Source organism: Streptomyces sp. NBC_01429, assembly GCF_036231945.1.
In the GTDB taxonomy this organism is placed as follows: domain Bacteria; phylum Actinomycetota; class Actinomycetes; order Streptomycetales; family Streptomycetaceae; genus Streptomyces.
The window spans coordinates 4,091,723-4,107,365 of record NZ_CP109599.1; the positions used below are offsets into that span (position 1 = coordinate 4,091,723).

The following is a 15,643-nucleotide window of genomic DNA, read 5'->3' on the forward strand; positions in this document are numbered from 1 at the left end:
TGCCCTCTTCGGGGCTACGGCGGAGGTTGACATGAGCTGACGGCAGTCCTAGTCAGAGCGGGGGAATTACCAGCGTATTCCGGTCCAGCGGGAGCGCTCAGACCGACTGAAAGATGTTCGAGGCGAGGCACACCATGGACGCTCCGACCACCACGTCGGCCGACAACGGCACTTCCGGAGACGGTGGTACCTCGGGAAGCGGCTGGTTCGCTCCCCGCAAGGCCCCCGGCGGCAGCGGCGGCCGACCGGATGCCGGGACGGCAGGCGGTGCTGAGGCGGCGGGCCGGGAACGAATACCCGTCCCGAGCCGCTCACTTGCCTCCATACGCCCGGTGGGTTCCGGCGGCACCCGTCCCGCGCCGCCCCCGCGTGAAGGCGAGGGGCAAGAGGGCCGGACGGACGGCGACGCCGCCGCGCCGGCGGCCGACGTCCCTGATGCCTTCCAGCCGCGGCACAAGGGCCGCCAGGGCGGCGACGGGCCCTCTTCCCACCCCCAGGTCCCCGAGGGGTCTGCCGCAGCGGTGGACGGCGACGCCGAGCAGGCTCTGACACAGGCCCCGCAGGCCGGCGCGTCCACTGCCGCCGCGCTGCCGGAGCAGTTGCCGCCCGACGACGTTCGCCCCCATCCCGAGCAGTCGGACTCCCCGCAGCCGGAGCCCGCGCCGTCCGGAGCCATGCCCGAGCAGGCCGCGGGGGAAGCGGAGAGCGGTGGCGGCTCGGGATCTCTGCCACCGGAGGTGCCGGTGTCGGTCGCACTGCCGCCCGAAGTGGAGGCCGCGCAGGAGCCGGCCGGGCCACCGCCCGCCGCGGTCGTCGATCCGTATGCCTCGCCCGACGCCGTGCTCGTGCGCCGTACGCTCGCCGAGATCGCCCCGGTCTCCGACCAGGTGACGTCCTACTTCTACTCGCTGCTGTTCGTCCGCAATCCGGACCTGCGGGCTCTGTTCCCCGTGGCCATGGACGCCCAGCGCGACCGGCTGCTCAAGGCACTGCTCACGGCCGCCGAGCACATGGATTCGCCGGCTGTTCTGACGGACTATCTCCGCCACCTGGGCCGGGGACACCGCAAGTACGGCACCCGCGCGACGCACTATCCGGCCGTCGGCGAGGCACTGATGGGCGCGCTGTCCCGCTATGCCGTCGGCACCTGGGACGACGAGACCGAGGACGCCTGGGTCAGGACGTACACCACGATCTCGCAGATCATGATCGACGCGGCCGCCGAGAACGAGCAGCACGCGCCGGCCTGGTGGCAGGCCGAAGTGGTCTCGCACGAGCGCCGTACCTCGGACATCGCTGTCGTCACGGTCCGGCCCGACCAGCCCTATCCGTTCCGCGCCGGTCAGTACACCAGCATGGAGACGCCGTGGTGGCCCCGGGTCTGGCGGCACTACTCCTTCGCCTCGGCGCCCCGGCCCGACGGCCTGTTGTCCTTCCACATCAAGGCGGTGCCGGCCGGCTGGGTCTCCAACGCCCTGGTCCATCGCGCCGGACCCGGCGATGTCCTGCGGCTGGGGCCTCCTGTCGGTTCCATGACCGTCGACCACAGCACCGACAACGGTCTGCTCTGCCTGGGCGGAGGCACCGGCATCGCGCCGATCAAGGCACTCATCGAGGACGTCGCCGAGCACGGGCACCGGCGCAGGGTCGAGGTGTTCTACGGTGCGCGCAACGATCAGGACCTGTACGACATCGAGACGATGCTGCGCCTCCAGAGCGAGCATCCGTGGCTGGCGGTGCGTCCCGTGGTCGCCGAGGGGCCGAGCCAGGGCCTTACGGGCCGTCTCCCTGAGGCGGTGCGCGACTACGGCCCCTGGCACGAGTACGACGGGTATCTGTCCGGGCCTCCCGGGCTGATCCGCAGTGGCCTCGACGCGCTCAGGGGAGTCGGGATCCCGTCGGAGCGGATCCGGCACGACTCCCTCGAGGAGCTGCTGGCAGCAGCCAACTAAAGCAACGGCGAACGGCCCCGGCCCCCGGCCGGTCCGGCGGCGTCGGCCGGCTCGGTGCGGCTGTCAGCCCAGATCGGGGGCGTGCATCGCGCGCACGCCCTCGATGTTGCCGTCCAGGTAGTGCCGCAGCGACAGCGGTACGAGATGGACCGCGGCGATTCCGACCCGGCTGAACGGAACTCTGACGATCTCGTACTCCCCGCTCGGCTCCTCGATCTCGGGGCCGTGCCTCAGGGAGGGGTCCATGGATTCCAGCCGGCAGACGAAGAAGTGCTGCACCTTCACGCCGGTCACTCCGCCGCCGGCGATGTGCTCCACGGTGTCCACGAAGCAGGGCACCACATCGACGATCTTGGCGCCGAGTTCCTCGTCCACCTCGCGGTGGAGCGCCTCGATGACGGTGGCGTCGCTCTTCTCGACCCCGCCGCCGGGAGTGACCCAGTAGGGATCCACGCCGGGTTTGGTGCGTTTGATGAGGATAAGGTCAGCGCCGTCCAGCAGGATGGCGCGTGCGGTGCGCTTGACCACGGGCCGTTCGGTCATGGGAAGAGGTTCGCCCGCGACACCGTGTCTGAAACTCCTCCGCCCCCGCTGTCACCAGTCGACGGCCGCGCGCAGCAGCCACTCGTGCGCCCGTGCGATCGGCGGCAGGGCCAGTGTGCCCGTACGTACGACCAGGAAGTAGGTGCGCAGCGGGGGCACCGGCGGATCGAGGAGGGCGACCACCTCTCCGCGCTCCAGGGCTCCTTCGCAGAGATAGCGGGGCAGTACGGCGAGTCCGGCGCCGGCGGCCGCGCATTCGAGTACGGCGCGCAGATCGGGCACGATGACCGTCCCCGCGGCGGCCGGCCGGGAATCGAAGACGGAGGCCCAGTAGCGGGAGACGAGGGGGAGTGATTCGTGCACTTCCACGACCGGCAGCTGCTCCAGCACCACCTGCCCCTCGCGCAGCACGGTGTGGCCCAGGCGGGCCGCCCAGCGGGGCGCCGCGATCAGTACGTGTTCCTCGTCGCAGAGCGGAGTCGCCGTGAGCAGTCCGCCTCGGGGACGGGCGGTGGCGATGGCCAGATCATGATGTCCGGCGGCCAGACCTTCGAGTATTTCCTCGGCGTTGCCGAAGAACGAGGTGCGCAGCGCGAGGCCCTGGGTGGTGAGGGGAGTGAGGGCGGGCAGGACGCGCAGGGAGGTGAACTCCGGTGGTCCGGCCAGGTGGAGGGTCCGTGCGCCGGATTCCTCCTCCAGTCCGGTCTCGGCGATCTCGACCAGCGCGTCGAGATGGGGTGCGGCGCGGTGGGCGAGTTCGTCGCCGATCGTGGTGGGGGTCACGCCTCTGGCCTGGCGCAGGAAGAGCGGGCGGCCCAGCTGCCGTTCCAGGGTGCGGATCTGGCCGGTCACGGCGGGCTGGGAGAGGCCGAGCAGGGCGGCGGCGCGGGTGAAGGATCCCGCGCGGTGCACGGTGACGAAGGTGCGCAGCAGAGCCAGGTCCATGTCCTGCTCTCCCGTCTTGAACCTCGTCCCCGCAGCCACTTCGGACCGTCAACTATAAATAAGTCGATAGCTTCCTGTCGCTACTGTGATTGGACACTGACGCAGAGTCAACTAGCCTTGGACAGGTGGTTCTCCGCGCGTGGAACCTGGGACGGTCCGAGCCATGAGGGGGGAGGCTCGGACCGTCCGCTTTCCGTGACGCCGGACGCCCGGACGCGCGAGCGTGGCCGGGCGCCGGGTCAGCCCGCCGCCGCGTCCAGGGCGCGCAGTACGTCAGCGATCAGGTCCTCGGGGTCCTCGGCCCCGACGGAGAAGCGGATGAAGCCTTCCGGTACGGCGTCGCCGCCCCACCGGCCGCGCCGCTCGGCCGTGGACCGCACGCCGCCGAAGCTCGTCGCGTCGTCCACCAGCCTCAGCCCCTCCAGGAAGCGTTCGGCCCGGGCCCGGTCGGGCAGGACGAACGACACCACGGAGCCGAAGCGGCGCATCTGCCGCGAGGCGATCGGGTGCGAGGGGTCGCCGGGCAGCCCGGGGTGGCGCAGCCCGCTCACCTCGTCGCGTCCCTCCAGCGCCTTCGCCAGCTCCAGGGCGGTGGCGCACTGCCGGTCGACGCGCAGCTGGAGGGTGGCCAGCGAGCGGTGCGCGAGCCATGCCTCCATCGGTCCCGGAATGGCTCCGACGACCTTGCGCCAGCGCCGTACGTCCGCCGCGAGTCGCGGATCGCCGCTGGTCACGTGGCCGAGGAGGATGTCTCCGTGGCCTGTCATGCCCTTGGTGTCGCTCGCCACCGAGAAGTCGGCGCCCAGCTCCAGCGGCCGCTGGCCCAGAGGCGTGGCGAGGGTGTTGTCGACGGCGACCAGGGCGCCCGCCGCATGCGCCTCGCGCACCAGGCGCCGTACGTCGCAGACGTCGAGCCCGGGGTTGGAGGGGGTCTCGATCCACAGCAGCCGGGCCCCGGGCAGCGCGTCCAGCTGGGCGTCGCCGCCGGTCGGCGCGGTCCGTACCTCGACGCCGTACGCCTCAAGGCGTTCCCGCAGCAGGGGAAGGGCCTGATAGCCGTCGTCGGGCAGGACGACGGCTTCGCCGGCCTTGAGCTGGGAGAAGAGGACCGCGGAGATCGCGGCCATCCCGGAGGCGAAGGTGACGGTCTCGACGGACTCCCCCGGTGCCTCCAACTCGCTGATGGCGCGTTCCAGATGGGTCCAGGTCGGGTTCTCGTCCCTCCCGTAGGTGTACGGTCCGGCCGGTTCGCCCGGCAGGTGGAAGTGGGCGGCGAAGACCGGACCCGGCAGGGTCGGCTCGTACTTCACGGGGTCGGGCAGCCCGGCCCGGACGGCGCGGGTGCCGTCCCCGATGGTTCTGTCGTCGTTCATTCCGTCTCCTGTATCGCGTTCCGTACGGCCGTGAGCAACCCCTCGCCCGCCGCTTCCACCATCCGCAGGCACTCCTCGAAGCCGGCCCTGTCGCCGTAGTACGGATCGGGCACGTCGAGTGCGCCGTCCGCTTCCGCGTCGGGATCGTACGAGCGCAGCAGCCGGACCTTCGCGGCGTCGGCGGGGGTGGGCGCCAGCCGCCTCAGCTCCCGCAGATGTCCCTCGTCGAGGGCTATGACCAGGTCGAGCAGCGGGAACCACGCGGCCTGGAACCTCCGGGCGGTGTGGTCGCCCGGGTAGCCGTGGGCGTCGAGTACGGCGACGGCGCGCGGGTCGGCCCCGTCGCCCTCGTGCCAGCCGTCGGTGCCCGCGCTGTCCACCGTCACGGCGCCGTCGAGCCCGGCGTCGGCCAGCAGCGCGCGGACGACGGATTCGGCGATCGGGGAACGGCAGATGTTGCCGGTGCAGACGAAGCAGACGCGGTACGGGCCGGACGCGGGACGGCCCGCGGCGGCCCGGCTCGCGGTGTGGCCGGCGGGACGGTCAGTCATTGTCGTCGGGCAGAACGATGTTCAGCGCCCACGAGACGACCGAGATGATCAGACCGCCCAGTACCGCCGTCCAGAAGCCGTCGACATGGAAACTCAGGTTCAGCTTGTCCGCGAGCCATGAGGTCAGCAGCAGCATCAGGGCGTTGACCACGAGGGTGAACAGCCCGAGGGTGAGGACGAACAGGGGCAGCGTGAGGAGCTTCACCGCCGGCTTGACGACAAAGTTGACGACGCCGAAGAGCAGCGCGACGAGGACCAGCGTAAGGATCTTCGTCCCGGTGCTGCCGCCGGCGAGGGTGATGTTCCGGACGAGCCAGATCGCCACGGCCAGGGCCGCGGCGTTGGCGAGTGTCTTGACTAGGAAATTCTTCATGTGTCTGATCGTGGCATGAAGGCATTCCGACTTGATGAGCTGGAGGCGGAGCGTGCCGCCAACGACGGCGCGTATCTGCAGTTCGTGCGTGAGCGCAATATGTCCGTGGGGCTGTACGCGCTGGACGCCGGGGCGACCGACCCGCAGCAACCGCACGCGCAGGACGAGGTGTACCTCGTGGTGAGCGGCCGGGCCGCGATCACGGTCGGGATGGAGACGACGCAGGTGGCACGGGGCAGCGTGGTGTACGTGCCGGCGGGAACGGCGCACAAGTTCCACCACATCTCGGAGGATCTGCGGGTGATGGTGGTGTTCTCTCCGCCCGAGGGCTGACGGCGGCTTCGACCCTTATGCGCGTCTCAGGGTCGGATCAGGGGAGAGCGGGGGGTCGCGGGCCACCGTGAGCGCTTCGCGCGCTCTAGCATCGACCGGGTCAGGCAGATTCCTGTGCGACTCGGTGAAGCGAGGTAAGGGCGATGGCGGTTCGGGAGATATTCACGGGGTTGCCGTGGTGGGTGAAGTGGGTCGCGGTGCCCGTGATCGCCCTCGTCGTGTTCGGCGGACTGATCGTCAGCCTGCTCACGTTCGTGATCTCGGTGCTCTTCAAGGTGCTGGTCTTCGTGGCGTTGGTCGGTGGACTGATCTACGTCGTACGGAAGTTCATGTCGTCCTCGTCGTCCTCGCGAGGCGACTGGTAGGGCTGTCGTCCCGTATGACGGTTAGCCCGTGGGGGGGAAAGGTGAACGGGAAACCATCCTGGGCCCCGGCCTGCCCCTAGAGTGGCAAATCTCTGCCGCACCCTGGGAAAACACCCAAGACGATCGCTCCGAACATGGGTTTGTGCGATCTATCCGGGCGGGGTTTCAGGGATTCCAGGGTCCGCCTGACCAGGCTCCTTCGGTGGTCTCTGATCTCTCGGTCCCTTGTCAGGGTGCGGCGGGCGCGCGGGGGCGGCCCCCGCGGGCGGGCACGATGCCCGTCACATGCCTGGGGGTGACCTTTGGCCACAGCAACCACCACCGCGGCCCCTACTCTGATCGGCTCGGTACGGCGAGCGCTGCGACTGCTGGAATCGGCGGGCTCCCATCCGGACGGAGCCACCGCCAAACAGCTGGCACGTGAGGCCGGACTGCCGCTGCCCACCGCCTATCACCTGCTGCGCACGCTGGCCTACGAGGGCTACCTCCGCCGCGAGCGAGGTGTCTTCGTCCTCGGCGACGCGGTGGAGCGGCTGGGGCACAGCGAGGCGCTGCAGAATCGTCGCAGCAAGATTGCCGAATCTCTCGGCCACTGGCGCGACATCATCGGCGCCCCGGTGTACTTCGCGATCTACCACGAGGGCGAGGTCGGCCTGGTCGCCGTCGCCGACAGCGCCGCGGCCCCCGCGATCGACGAGTGGGCCGACTTCCGCGAGACGGCTCACGCCCACGCGATCGGGCAGTGTCTGCTGAGCCAGCTCACTCCCGAGGAGCGTCGCGACCACCTGTGCCGCCATCCCGTCAGCCCGCTCACGCCGCACTCCGTACCGGACAGCGGCGCACTGCTGGATCGGCTGGGCTCGCTGGGGCGGATGGAACCGGTCCTGGAGCGGCAGGAGTACGCCCTGGGCACCGTCTGCGCGGCGGTGCCCGTCACTGTGGGTTCCACAGCCGCCGCGGTGGCCATTTCTGTACCGTTTGACGAGCGGGAGAGACTTCTCCCAGCAGTCGAACGGTTACACAGAGAGATCGGTGCGCTGCTGACCTCGCTAGCCTTCTCTATCAGTATCTGAAAAATTACTCCTTGTGATCTGCTAGCGCTTACAGCACGATGGCGTCAAGAGGGTCCAAGGGGATCATTCCCAGCCATGCTTCATCTACTCCGGAGTACACGATGCGCGAGTCGGTCCAGGCCGAGGTCCTGATGAGCTTCCTCGTCTCCGAGGAGCTCTCGTTCCGTATCCCGGTGGAACTTCACTACGAAGTGAGGGATCCCTACGCGGTGCGGATGACCTTTCATCTGCCCGGCGACGCGCCTGTCACCTGGACGTTTGGTCGCGAACTGCTGCTCGACGGCATCAACACACCCAGCGGGGACGGCGATGTGCACATCGCGCCGACCACCCCCGACGATCTCTCCGATGTCCATATGCGGCTCCAGGTGGGCGACGATCACGCGCTCTTCCGGGTCAGCGCGGCCCCGCTGGTGGCCTTCCTCGACCGTACGGACCGACTGGTCCCGCTCGGCCAGGAGCGCACGCTGAGTGACTTCGAGGGCAATCTGGAAGAGGCCCTGGGCCGCATTCTCGCCGAGGAGAACGCCGGCTGAGCCGGGGCCGACGCCCGTCGGACAGGGCCGTCCGGGTGATTTCCGCCGCCCGCGTTACTTCTTGCGACGGCGGCCCCGGCCCCCGCCCAGACCGCGTGCCGGAGCACCCGGAAGCGGCCCGGAAAGAGTTTCCTCGGGCCCTCCGGACGCCGGGCCCGGCATACCCGGCCCGACCGGTCCGACCGGGCCGGCGCCCTCGGTACCCGCCCCGGACATACCAGCTCCGGAAGCTCCCGCCCCGGACGCTCCCGGTCCTGTCACTCCCGGTCCGGCCGCGGCAGGGGCCGCCTCTCCGGGAGCCTGCCGGTCGGCGGACACCACCAGCGCCGCCAGCGCCGTGGTCACCGGGACGGAGGCGACCAGCCCGATCGAGCCCACCAGGGTCCGTACGATTTCCTCCGCGACCAGCTCACTGTTGGCCACCGAGCCGACGCTCGACTGCGCGATCGAGAAGAGCAGCAGCAGCGGCAGCGCGGCGCCCGCGTAGGCCAGCACGAGGGTATTGACCACCGAGGCGATATGGTCCCGGCCGATCCGGATCCCCGCGCGGTACAGGGCGCGCGGTCCCATCGTCGGATCCGCCTGGCGCAGCTCCCAGACCGCGGACGTCTGGGTCACCGTCACATCGTCGAGCACACCCAGCGAACCGATGATGACGCCCGCCAGCAGCAGACCGCTCATATCGATCTCGGGATAGAGACCGTGGATCAGACCGGTGTTGTCGTCCGTGTTGCCGGTCAGGCTCGCCCAGCCGATGAAGAGTGATCCCAGCAGCCCGATCAGCAGCAGCGAGATCAGCGTGCCGAGCACCGCGACCGAGGTACGGGCCGTCAGGCCGTGGCAGGCGTAGAGCGCGATCAGCATGATCGCGCTCGCCCCCACCACCGCCACGATCAGCGGATTCGAGCCCTGGAGGATCGCGGGCAGGATGAACAGCGTCAGGATGGCGAAGGAGATGGCGAGCGCGACCAGCGCCATGACTCCGCGCATCCGTCCCACCACGACCACCGCCAGGGCGAAGATCCCGGCCAGCAGGGCCATGGGGAACTGACGGTCCACATCGGTCACGGAGTACTGGAGATCACGGGGCGCGTCGGGTGCGTACGCCACCACCACGCCTTGTTTCACGTGAAACTGCCGCGGGGCGTCCGGCTGGACGATCTCGACGAACGTGTGCCCCTTCTCCTTGCCGCTGGTCACCTCGATCGTGGCCTTCTTGCAGCTGCCGGTCTCCTCCTGCACCGCCTCGCGGCCCTGCGGCGTGGAGGTGTCACCGGTGGCCGGGATCTGTGAGGCGTTCACGTCCTTGCAGTCGATCCGTTCGAGCTGAACGACCCGTCCCTGCTCGGTCTGCCGGTCGAAGCCCACACCGGTGCGCTCGTGCGCCGGGGCACCGCCCGGCCAGAGCACGGCGAGCCCGACGACCACTGCGGCCGCGAACGGGATCAGGACCGCCGCGATCACCTTGCGGAGATGGAGTGAGACCGGCGCGGCGGGCCCATGGCTGTGCGAGTGGCCGTGCGGCTCGTGAGTCTGCTGGGGTGAGGTCACCGCCAGATCATCGCAAGAAGCAAGGGGCCCCCTGTTCAGCACGCCCGAAATGACGCTAGCGTGGGGACACCTTTGCACACGCGGGAGCTCGGAGCACCGGGCTGAGAGGGCGCTGAACGAGGTGGTGCGGGACTCTTCCCCCACCTACCTGAGCTGCGTCGACCGCTGAACCTGTTACCGGGTAATGCCGGCGTAGGGAGTAGGTCTCATGACCGTTCAGGACGCACGCACGCCTGCCTCCGATTCGGGAACTCCGAGCGAGGCCGGGAAGTCCATCGGCTGGCACAAGGGATATGTGGAGGGCTCACGCCCCGATCTCCAGGTGCCGGTCCGACAGGTGCACCTCACCAACGGCAAGGACGTGACGCTGTACGACACGTCGGGGCCGTACACCGACCCCACCGTCGAAACCGACGTACGCCGCGGCCTCGTGCCCCTGCGGGAGAACTGGATCGTCGCGCGCGGCGACACCGAGGAGTACGAGGGGCGGCCGGTCCGCCCCGAGGACGACGGCCTCAAGCACACCACACCGCGCGGGGGGCAGCTCCGGAGCGGAACGACTGATCTGCGGGGTCTCGACGCGGTCTTCCCCGGACGGCCGCGCCGCCCGCGCCGGGGCCGCTCCGGCAGGCCGGTCACCCAGCTCGCGTACGCCCGTGCCGGGGAGATCACCCCGGAGATGGAGTACGTCGCGATCCGCGAGAACGTCTCTACGGAGGTCGTGCGCGAGGAGATCGCGGCGGGCCGCGCCGTACTGCCCGCCAACGTCAACCACCCGGAGATCGAGCCGATGATCATCGGCAAGCGGTTCCTGGTGAAGGTCAACGCCAATATCGGCAACTCCGCGGTCACCTCGTCCATCGAGGAGGAGGTGGAGAAGATGACCTGGGCGACCCGCTGGGGCGCGGACACCGTCATGGATCTCTCCACCGGCCGCAACATCCACACCACCCGCGAGTGGGTACTGCGCAACTCCCCCGTGCCCATCGGCACCGTCCCGCTCTACCAGGCGCTCGAAAAGGTCGACGGCAAGGCTGAGGAGCTGAGCTGGGACATCTACCGGGACACGGTGATCGAACAGGCCGAGCAGGGCGTCGACTACATGACCGTCCACGCCGGGGTACTGCTGCGGTACGTGCCGCTGACGGCCCGCCGCAAGACCGGCATCGTCTCGCGCGGCGGCTCGATCATGGCCGCGTGGTGCCTCGCGCACCACAAGGAGTCGTTCCTGTACGAGAACTTCGAGGAGCTGTGCGAGGTCCTCGCCGCGTACGACGTGACGTACTCCCTGGGTGACGGCCTGCGGCCGGGTTCCATCGCCGACGCCAACGACGAGGCGCAGTTCGCCGAGTTGCGCACGCTGGGCGAGCTGAACACGACCGCCAAGCGGCTGGGCGTGCAGACGATGATCGAGGGTCCGGGCCATGTGCCCATGCACAAGATCAAGGAGAACATCGACCTCCAGCAGGAGATCTGCGAGGAGGCGCCGTTCTACACGCTCGGCCCGCTGACGACCGATGTGGCTCCGGCGTACGACCACATCACCTCCGGCATCGGCGCGGCGATGATCGCCTGGTGGGGCACCGCGATGCTCTGCTACGTCACTCCCAAGGAGCACCTCGGGCTGCCGGACCGCGATGACGTCAAGACAGGTGTCATCACGTACAAGATCGCCGCGCACGCGGCGGATCTCGCCAAGGGGCATCCCGGGGCGCAGGAGTGGGACGACGCCCTCTCCGACGCGCGGTTCGAATTCCGCTGGGAGGACCAGTTCAACCTGGCGCTCGACCCGGACACGGCGCGGGAGTTCCACGACGAGACCCTGCCGGCGGAACCGGCGAAGACGGCGCACTTCTGCTCGATGTGCGGTCCGAAGTTCTGCTCGATGAAGATCTCGCAGGACATCAGGCGGCGGCACGGCGAGGCCATGGACGCGGACGAGGTCGAGGCGGGCATGGCGGAGAAGTCCAGGGAGTTCGCCGCGACCGGGAACCGGGTCTATCTGCCGCTGGCCGACTGAGCGTCCGTCCGACGTGGCGAGCGCGGTGAGCGTCCGTCCGACGGGAGGACGCGTGGGCTCGGGCGGCCTCGTACCGCCTCGTATCCGGTACGTACGGTCGGACCGCGCCGACCACCCGCGGTCGGCAGCGCCACCGGGGCCCGGCACCACCGGCCGGAGCTACTCCGGCCGGTGGTCCGGGCCGCCGAAGTCCGGGCTCGTGAAGTCCGGGCTGCTGAAGGTCGGACGCTGGCCGTCCGTGGCGCCCTCGTCGGGGCTGGAGAAGTCCGGACGGCTGTAGCCGATCTTGGGCAGGTGCTTGACCCGGCGCGGCGGTCCCGGCGCGGTCGGATCGGCGCTGGGGTCCGCCAGGGCGTCCCGCAGGAAGGGCAGGATGCCCCGCTCCAGCAGGGCGTGGCGCCAGGCTTCCCGCGCGCGGGCCACCTCGTCGGGCAGCTCGCCGCTCGGCGATTCCGCGGCCGGGAGCTGGGTGGAGCTGTTGCGCAGGGCGGTGACCAGCAGAGCGACCGCCGCGGCCAGGATGCCGAGCACGGTGACGGCCGCGAAGAACCAGCCGACGGCCAGCATGCTGTCGGCGAACGCGGGCGCGGGGTCGAGGGCCTTGAGCAGATAGCCGACGAGCAGGAAGATCAACGCGGCCGTGCCGCCCAGGATCGGGAGCAGCACGGCGATGACGGCCGCGAATCCGGCGCCGGAACCCGGTGTGTCGTCGTCTCCCGCGTCGAGGACGGATTCCTGGACCGAGGAGGCGACGAGGGCCGGCGAGCGGGCGTCCTCGCGGATCTTCGCGTAGTGCTCGTACTCCGCCGCCGCGGCGGTGGTGATCAGCACCGTGGCGTTCAGAGCCATGGTGCGCAGCTGTTCGGCATTGAGCCGTCGACCGATCTCGGCGAGATCCGGGCGGTCGTGCGCATTGCGCAGTGCTTCGTCGAGGATCCGCTCGAAATCCGCGCGATCCTCGCTCAGCAGGTGTGGAGCGCTATTCATGTGCATCCCCCGATACTCCGTAGGGCCGGGTCGTCCGTACAGGACGGACAGTTGGCGGAAACGGAGGAGAGCCTGCTACGGATAAGGCGATGGTAGAGCTGTTTCGGCGCGGGGTGACAGGGGGTTTCCGGAAATCACCTGTCCCGCTTTTCCTCAGCCGGTCAACGGAAGCTGTTCCACCAGCAGTTTCCCCGCCATGGTGACGCCGCCGTCCATGGCGATGGCAAGTCCTTCGGCATATACGTGTGGCCCTTCCACTACGGGACCCGAGTCCTCTTCGCCGTCCGCGTCGTCTTCGGTGCCGACTTCGCCGAGCAGATAGGGAATGGGGCTGTGGCCGTGGACGACTCGCTGTCCGCCGTACTGGGAGAGCAGTTCGCGCACGGCCTCCGGGCCGCCCTCGTCACGGAACGCGAAGCGTTTGGTGAGCTTGCGGAACAAATCCCAGCATTCATCGGCGTCATTGCGGGTCAGGATCTGGTGCACGGTGTCGTTGACGTCGTCGATCGTCGAGCCGTAGTCCAGATAGGCCGTCGTGTCGGAGTGCATCAGCAGATGCCCGTCCTCTTCGACGATCGCGTCGAGCCGTGACATCCATTGGAGATGGACGTCCTGGAGCCGCTCCATGTCGGTGCGCTGGCCGCCGTTGAGCAGCCAGGCGGCCTGGAAGGTGGCGGTGCCCGCGCCGGAGTTGACGGGGGTGTCGCCGAATCGCTTCGCGCCGATGAGCAGCAGTTCGTGATTGCCCATCAGAGCCTTGCAGTAGCCACCGGAGGCGGCCGCTTCGGCGGAGAGGCGCATGACGAGGTCGATGACGCCGATGCCGTCGGGGCCCCGGTCGGTGAAGTCGCCGAGGAACCAGAGGCGGGCGTTGCCCGCCGCCCAGCGGCCCTCCCCGTCGATGAGGCCCTGTTCGGCGAGAGCGGCGACCAGTTCGTCTAGGTAGCCGTGGACGTCGCCGACGGCGTAGAGCGGGCCGAGGGCGTCGGTCGCGGGGATGTCGACGGGGTCCACGTGAACCTGGACGGTGTCCCCCCGGTTGATCACCGGGAGGTCGCGTTCGGTGGGCGTGTAGCCCTCCGGTGGCTCGTCGGCCGGGATCGCGTTGCCGGGGTGCCCGGACGGGCCGTCCGCCACCACGGCGACGGGCGGCGGTACCGGCTGCCGCGGCTGTGCCGGCGGCCCCGGCTCTCCGGACTGCACGGGCACCTGCGCGTACGGCGGTACGCGGAAGTCGCGCAACGTCGCCGTCCGCACCGCGGGTCCCTGGCCGGCCCCCTGTGTCATCGACCCCTCCACCACCGTCGCGCCGCCGTACACCTCTAGGGCCCGCCCGGCCGGGATGGGGATGAGCCCATCGACGATAGGGGAAAGTCCGTGGTGTCGTGCGCCCATCATAGGAACGCCGCTGGTCCTGTGGGACGCACCAGGGGTGGTGAATCCGGTCGGACCTCCGGATCGGCGACGATTTTCGCGCCGATCGCCCCAAATGCGAAAGGTCTGGTCCTCCGGCCGACTCCCGGGAGTCTACGGCCGTCCCGCCCCGGACTGTTGCCGGGACACCGGTACACCGGAATCCGGACGCCCTCGCGGCGCCCTGACGGCCCTCAGTGGCCCGGGGGAGTCGGCCCGGGGTTTACCGCCCCGGGCCTCCGGGCTCCCCGGGCGCCCGGCCGTACGCGGTCAGTCGCCCGCGGGGGAGCGCGGCGGACTGACCGTGGTGCGCGGCGGACGCCGCTGCGAGGAGGTCCGGATGATCAGTTCGGTCGGTATCACCTGCTCGACCGGCCGGCCGGTGTCGATGCCTTCGATGGCGTCGATGAGGAGCTGGACGACGGCGGTGCCGATGCGGCGCGGTTTGAGCGAGAGGGTGGTGATGGGCGGTTCGGTGGCGGCGTACACGGTGGACTCGCTGCAGCAGACCAGCAGCAGATCCTCGGGCACGCGCAGTCCGTACCGCCGGGCGGCGGCGAGCAGATCGGTGCCGTTGGGGTCGAACAGCCCGTAGACGGCGTCGGGGCGGTCGGGGCGGGCCAGCAGCCGGTCGGCGGCGACGGCGCCCGCACAGGGGTCGTGGGCCGGGTACGACTCGTACACCGGGTCCTGGCCGACGCGTTCGCACCAGCGCAGATAGGCGGTGGTGGAGAGCCGGGTGTACGTGTCCGTGGTGGTGCCGGTGAGCAGGCCGATCCGGCGGGCGCCCGCGTCGGCGAGGTGGTCGAGCAGATCGAGGACGGCCGCCTCGTGGTCGTTGTCGACCCACGCGGTGACGGGCACGGTGCCGGCGGGCCGGCCGTCGGAGACGACCGGGAGTCCCTGGCGGACGAGTTCGGCGACCACCGGATCGTGGTCGGAGGGGTCGATGACGACGGTGCCGTCCAGGGCGACGTTCGCCCAGACGTCGTGGCGGGAGGTGGCGGGGAGGATGACGAGGGCGTAGCCGCGGGCGAGCGCGGCCGAGGTCGCGGCCCTGGCCATCTCGGCGAAGTAGGCGAACTCGGTGAAGGTGAAAGGTTCATCCCCGTACGTGGTCACGGTCAGGCCGATGAGGCCGGACTTGCCGGTACGGAGGGTTCGGGCCGCGGCGGAAGGCCGGTAGCCGAGGCGTTCGGCGACCTCCCGGACGTGGCGTCTCGTGGCCTCGGGTAAGCGGCCCTTGCCGTTGAGCGCGTCCGAGACAGTCGTGATGGAGACACCGGCTGCGGCGGCCACGTCCCTGATGCCCGCCCGGCTTTGCCGGTTTCCCCGACGCGTCGTGTCCGTCCGGCTCACCTGGTGTTTCCCTGCTGCTGTCATGGCGAGCCGATAGTAGGGCTCGGGCGGGCGGTAGGGCCGGTCGCATATGCACCCGGCAGCAGTCACGTTTCTGCAAGGTCTAATGGCCTGAACTGACTTGGAAAATAAGGAGGTTGGTGGGTTTCTCCATGATCTACTATGCAAGGAACGGTCTGGACCTGTCGAACGGTCCATGTTTCGAAGAGGTCTCAACTCACCTCTACGGGCGATGCGCGCCACGGCGCGAGCCATGGGCGCACGCCTGA

The 15,643-nt window shown here is 69.7% G+C and carries 15 protein-coding genes; 6 read left to right on the top strand and 9 right to left on the bottom strand.

Annotated elements, in window-relative coordinates; genetic code table 11:
• The first annotated feature begins 134 nt into the window (after positions 1-134).
• Complete coding sequence (locus OG627_RS17795; RefSeq protein ID WP_329066238.1) at positions 135-1,952, top strand: globin domain-containing protein; 1,818 nt, start codon at positions 135-137, stop codon at positions 1,950-1,952.
• Positions 1,953-2,015: 63 nt separating this feature from the next.
• Here the strand turns inward: OG627_RS17795 and OG627_RS17800 are convergent, their stop codons facing one another.
• From OG627_RS17800 to OG627_RS17820, 5 genes are all read right to left on the bottom strand, one after another.
• Positions 2,016-2,495 (bottom strand): NUDIX hydrolase, encoded by a 480-nt coding sequence (locus tag OG627_RS17800; RefSeq protein ID WP_329066246.1) that lies wholly within the window; start codon positions 2,493-2,495, stop codon positions 2,016-2,018.
• A 51-nt stretch (positions 2,496-2,546) separates the two neighbouring features.
• Positions 2,547-3,440, bottom strand: a complete 894-nt coding sequence (locus OG627_RS17805) for a LysR family transcriptional regulator (protein ID WP_329066248.1) — start codon at positions 3,438-3,440, stop codon at positions 2,547-2,549.
• 239 nt (positions 3,441-3,679) lie between these two features.
• Entirely contained in the window at positions 3,680-4,813 is a 1,134-nt protein-coding gene (locus OG627_RS17810) for a cystathionine gamma-lyase (protein WP_329066250.1), read from the bottom strand.
• A complete protein-coding gene (locus OG627_RS17815) occupies positions 4,810-5,364 on the bottom strand; it encodes a low molecular weight protein-tyrosine-phosphatase (RefSeq protein ID WP_329066251.1) in 555 nt (184 codons plus the stop codon). The genes OG627_RS17810 and OG627_RS17815 overlap by 4 nt, the downstream gene beginning before the upstream one ends.
• Positions 5,357-5,737, bottom strand: coding sequence for a phage holin family protein (locus tag OG627_RS17820; protein ID WP_329066253.1), 381 nt, complete (start codon positions 5,735-5,737; stop codon positions 5,357-5,359). Before OG627_RS17820 ends, OG627_RS17815 begins: the two co-directional genes overlap by 8 nt.
• 15 nt (positions 5,738-5,752) lie before the next feature.
• Here OG627_RS17820 and OG627_RS17825 point away from each other — a divergent pair, with 15 nt between their 5' ends.
• From OG627_RS17825 to OG627_RS17840, 4 genes are all read left to right on the top strand, one after another.
• A complete protein-coding gene (locus OG627_RS17825; RefSeq protein WP_329066255.1) occupies positions 5,753-6,070 on the top strand; it encodes a cupin domain-containing protein in 318 nt (105 codons plus the stop codon).
• A gap of 143 nt (positions 6,071-6,213) precedes the next feature.
• Positions 6,214-6,435 carry a DUF5326 family protein gene (locus OG627_RS17830; protein ID WP_329066257.1) on the top strand — a complete coding sequence of 74 codons (222 nt, stop codon included), beginning with the start codon at positions 6,214-6,216 and terminating at the stop codon, positions 6,433-6,435.
• A 302-nt stretch (positions 6,436-6,737) separates the two neighbouring features.
• Positions 6,738-7,508, top strand: a complete 771-nt coding sequence (locus OG627_RS17835; protein ID WP_329066259.1) for an IclR family transcriptional regulator — start codon at positions 6,738-6,740, stop codon at positions 7,506-7,508.
• Positions 7,509-7,609: 101 nt separating this feature from the next.
• Entirely contained in the window at positions 7,610-8,044 is a 435-nt protein-coding gene (locus OG627_RS17840) for an SsgA family sporulation/cell division regulator (protein ID WP_114624467.1), read from the top strand.
• A gap of 54 nt (positions 8,045-8,098) precedes the next feature.
• Here OG627_RS17840 and OG627_RS17845 read toward each other — a convergent pair whose 3' ends face one another.
• On the bottom strand, positions 8,099-9,595 hold the full coding sequence (locus tag OG627_RS17845) for a YibE/F family protein (protein WP_329066263.1): 1,497 nt from the start codon (positions 9,593-9,595) through the stop codon (positions 8,099-8,101).
• 208 nt (positions 9,596-9,803) lie between these two features.
• Between OG627_RS17845 and thiC the strand changes: the two genes are divergently transcribed.
• A complete protein-coding gene (gene thiC, locus OG627_RS17850) occupies positions 9,804-11,615 on the top strand; it encodes a phosphomethylpyrimidine synthase ThiC (RefSeq protein ID WP_329066265.1) in 1,812 nt (603 codons plus the stop codon).
• Between the two features lie 159 nt (positions 11,616-11,774).
• Here the strand turns inward: thiC and OG627_RS17855 are convergent, their stop codons facing one another.
• The 3 genes from OG627_RS17855 to OG627_RS17865 all read right to left on the bottom strand — a co-directional run bounded on the left by OG627_RS17855 (position 11,775) and on the right by OG627_RS17865 (position 15,398).
• Complete coding sequence (locus OG627_RS17855; protein WP_329066267.1) at positions 11,775-12,608, bottom strand: hypothetical protein; 834 nt, start codon at positions 12,606-12,608, stop codon at positions 11,775-11,777.
• 147 nt (positions 12,609-12,755) lie between these two features.
• A complete protein-coding gene (locus OG627_RS17860; RefSeq protein ID WP_443073635.1) occupies positions 12,756-13,904 on the bottom strand; it encodes a metallophosphoesterase in 1,149 nt (382 codons plus the stop codon).
• 381 nt (positions 13,905-14,285) lie between these two features.
• Complete coding sequence (locus OG627_RS17865; RefSeq protein ID WP_329066271.1) at positions 14,286-15,398, bottom strand: LacI family DNA-binding transcriptional regulator; 1,113 nt, start codon at positions 15,396-15,398, stop codon at positions 14,286-14,288.
• Positions 15,399-15,643: the final 245 nt, after the last annotated feature.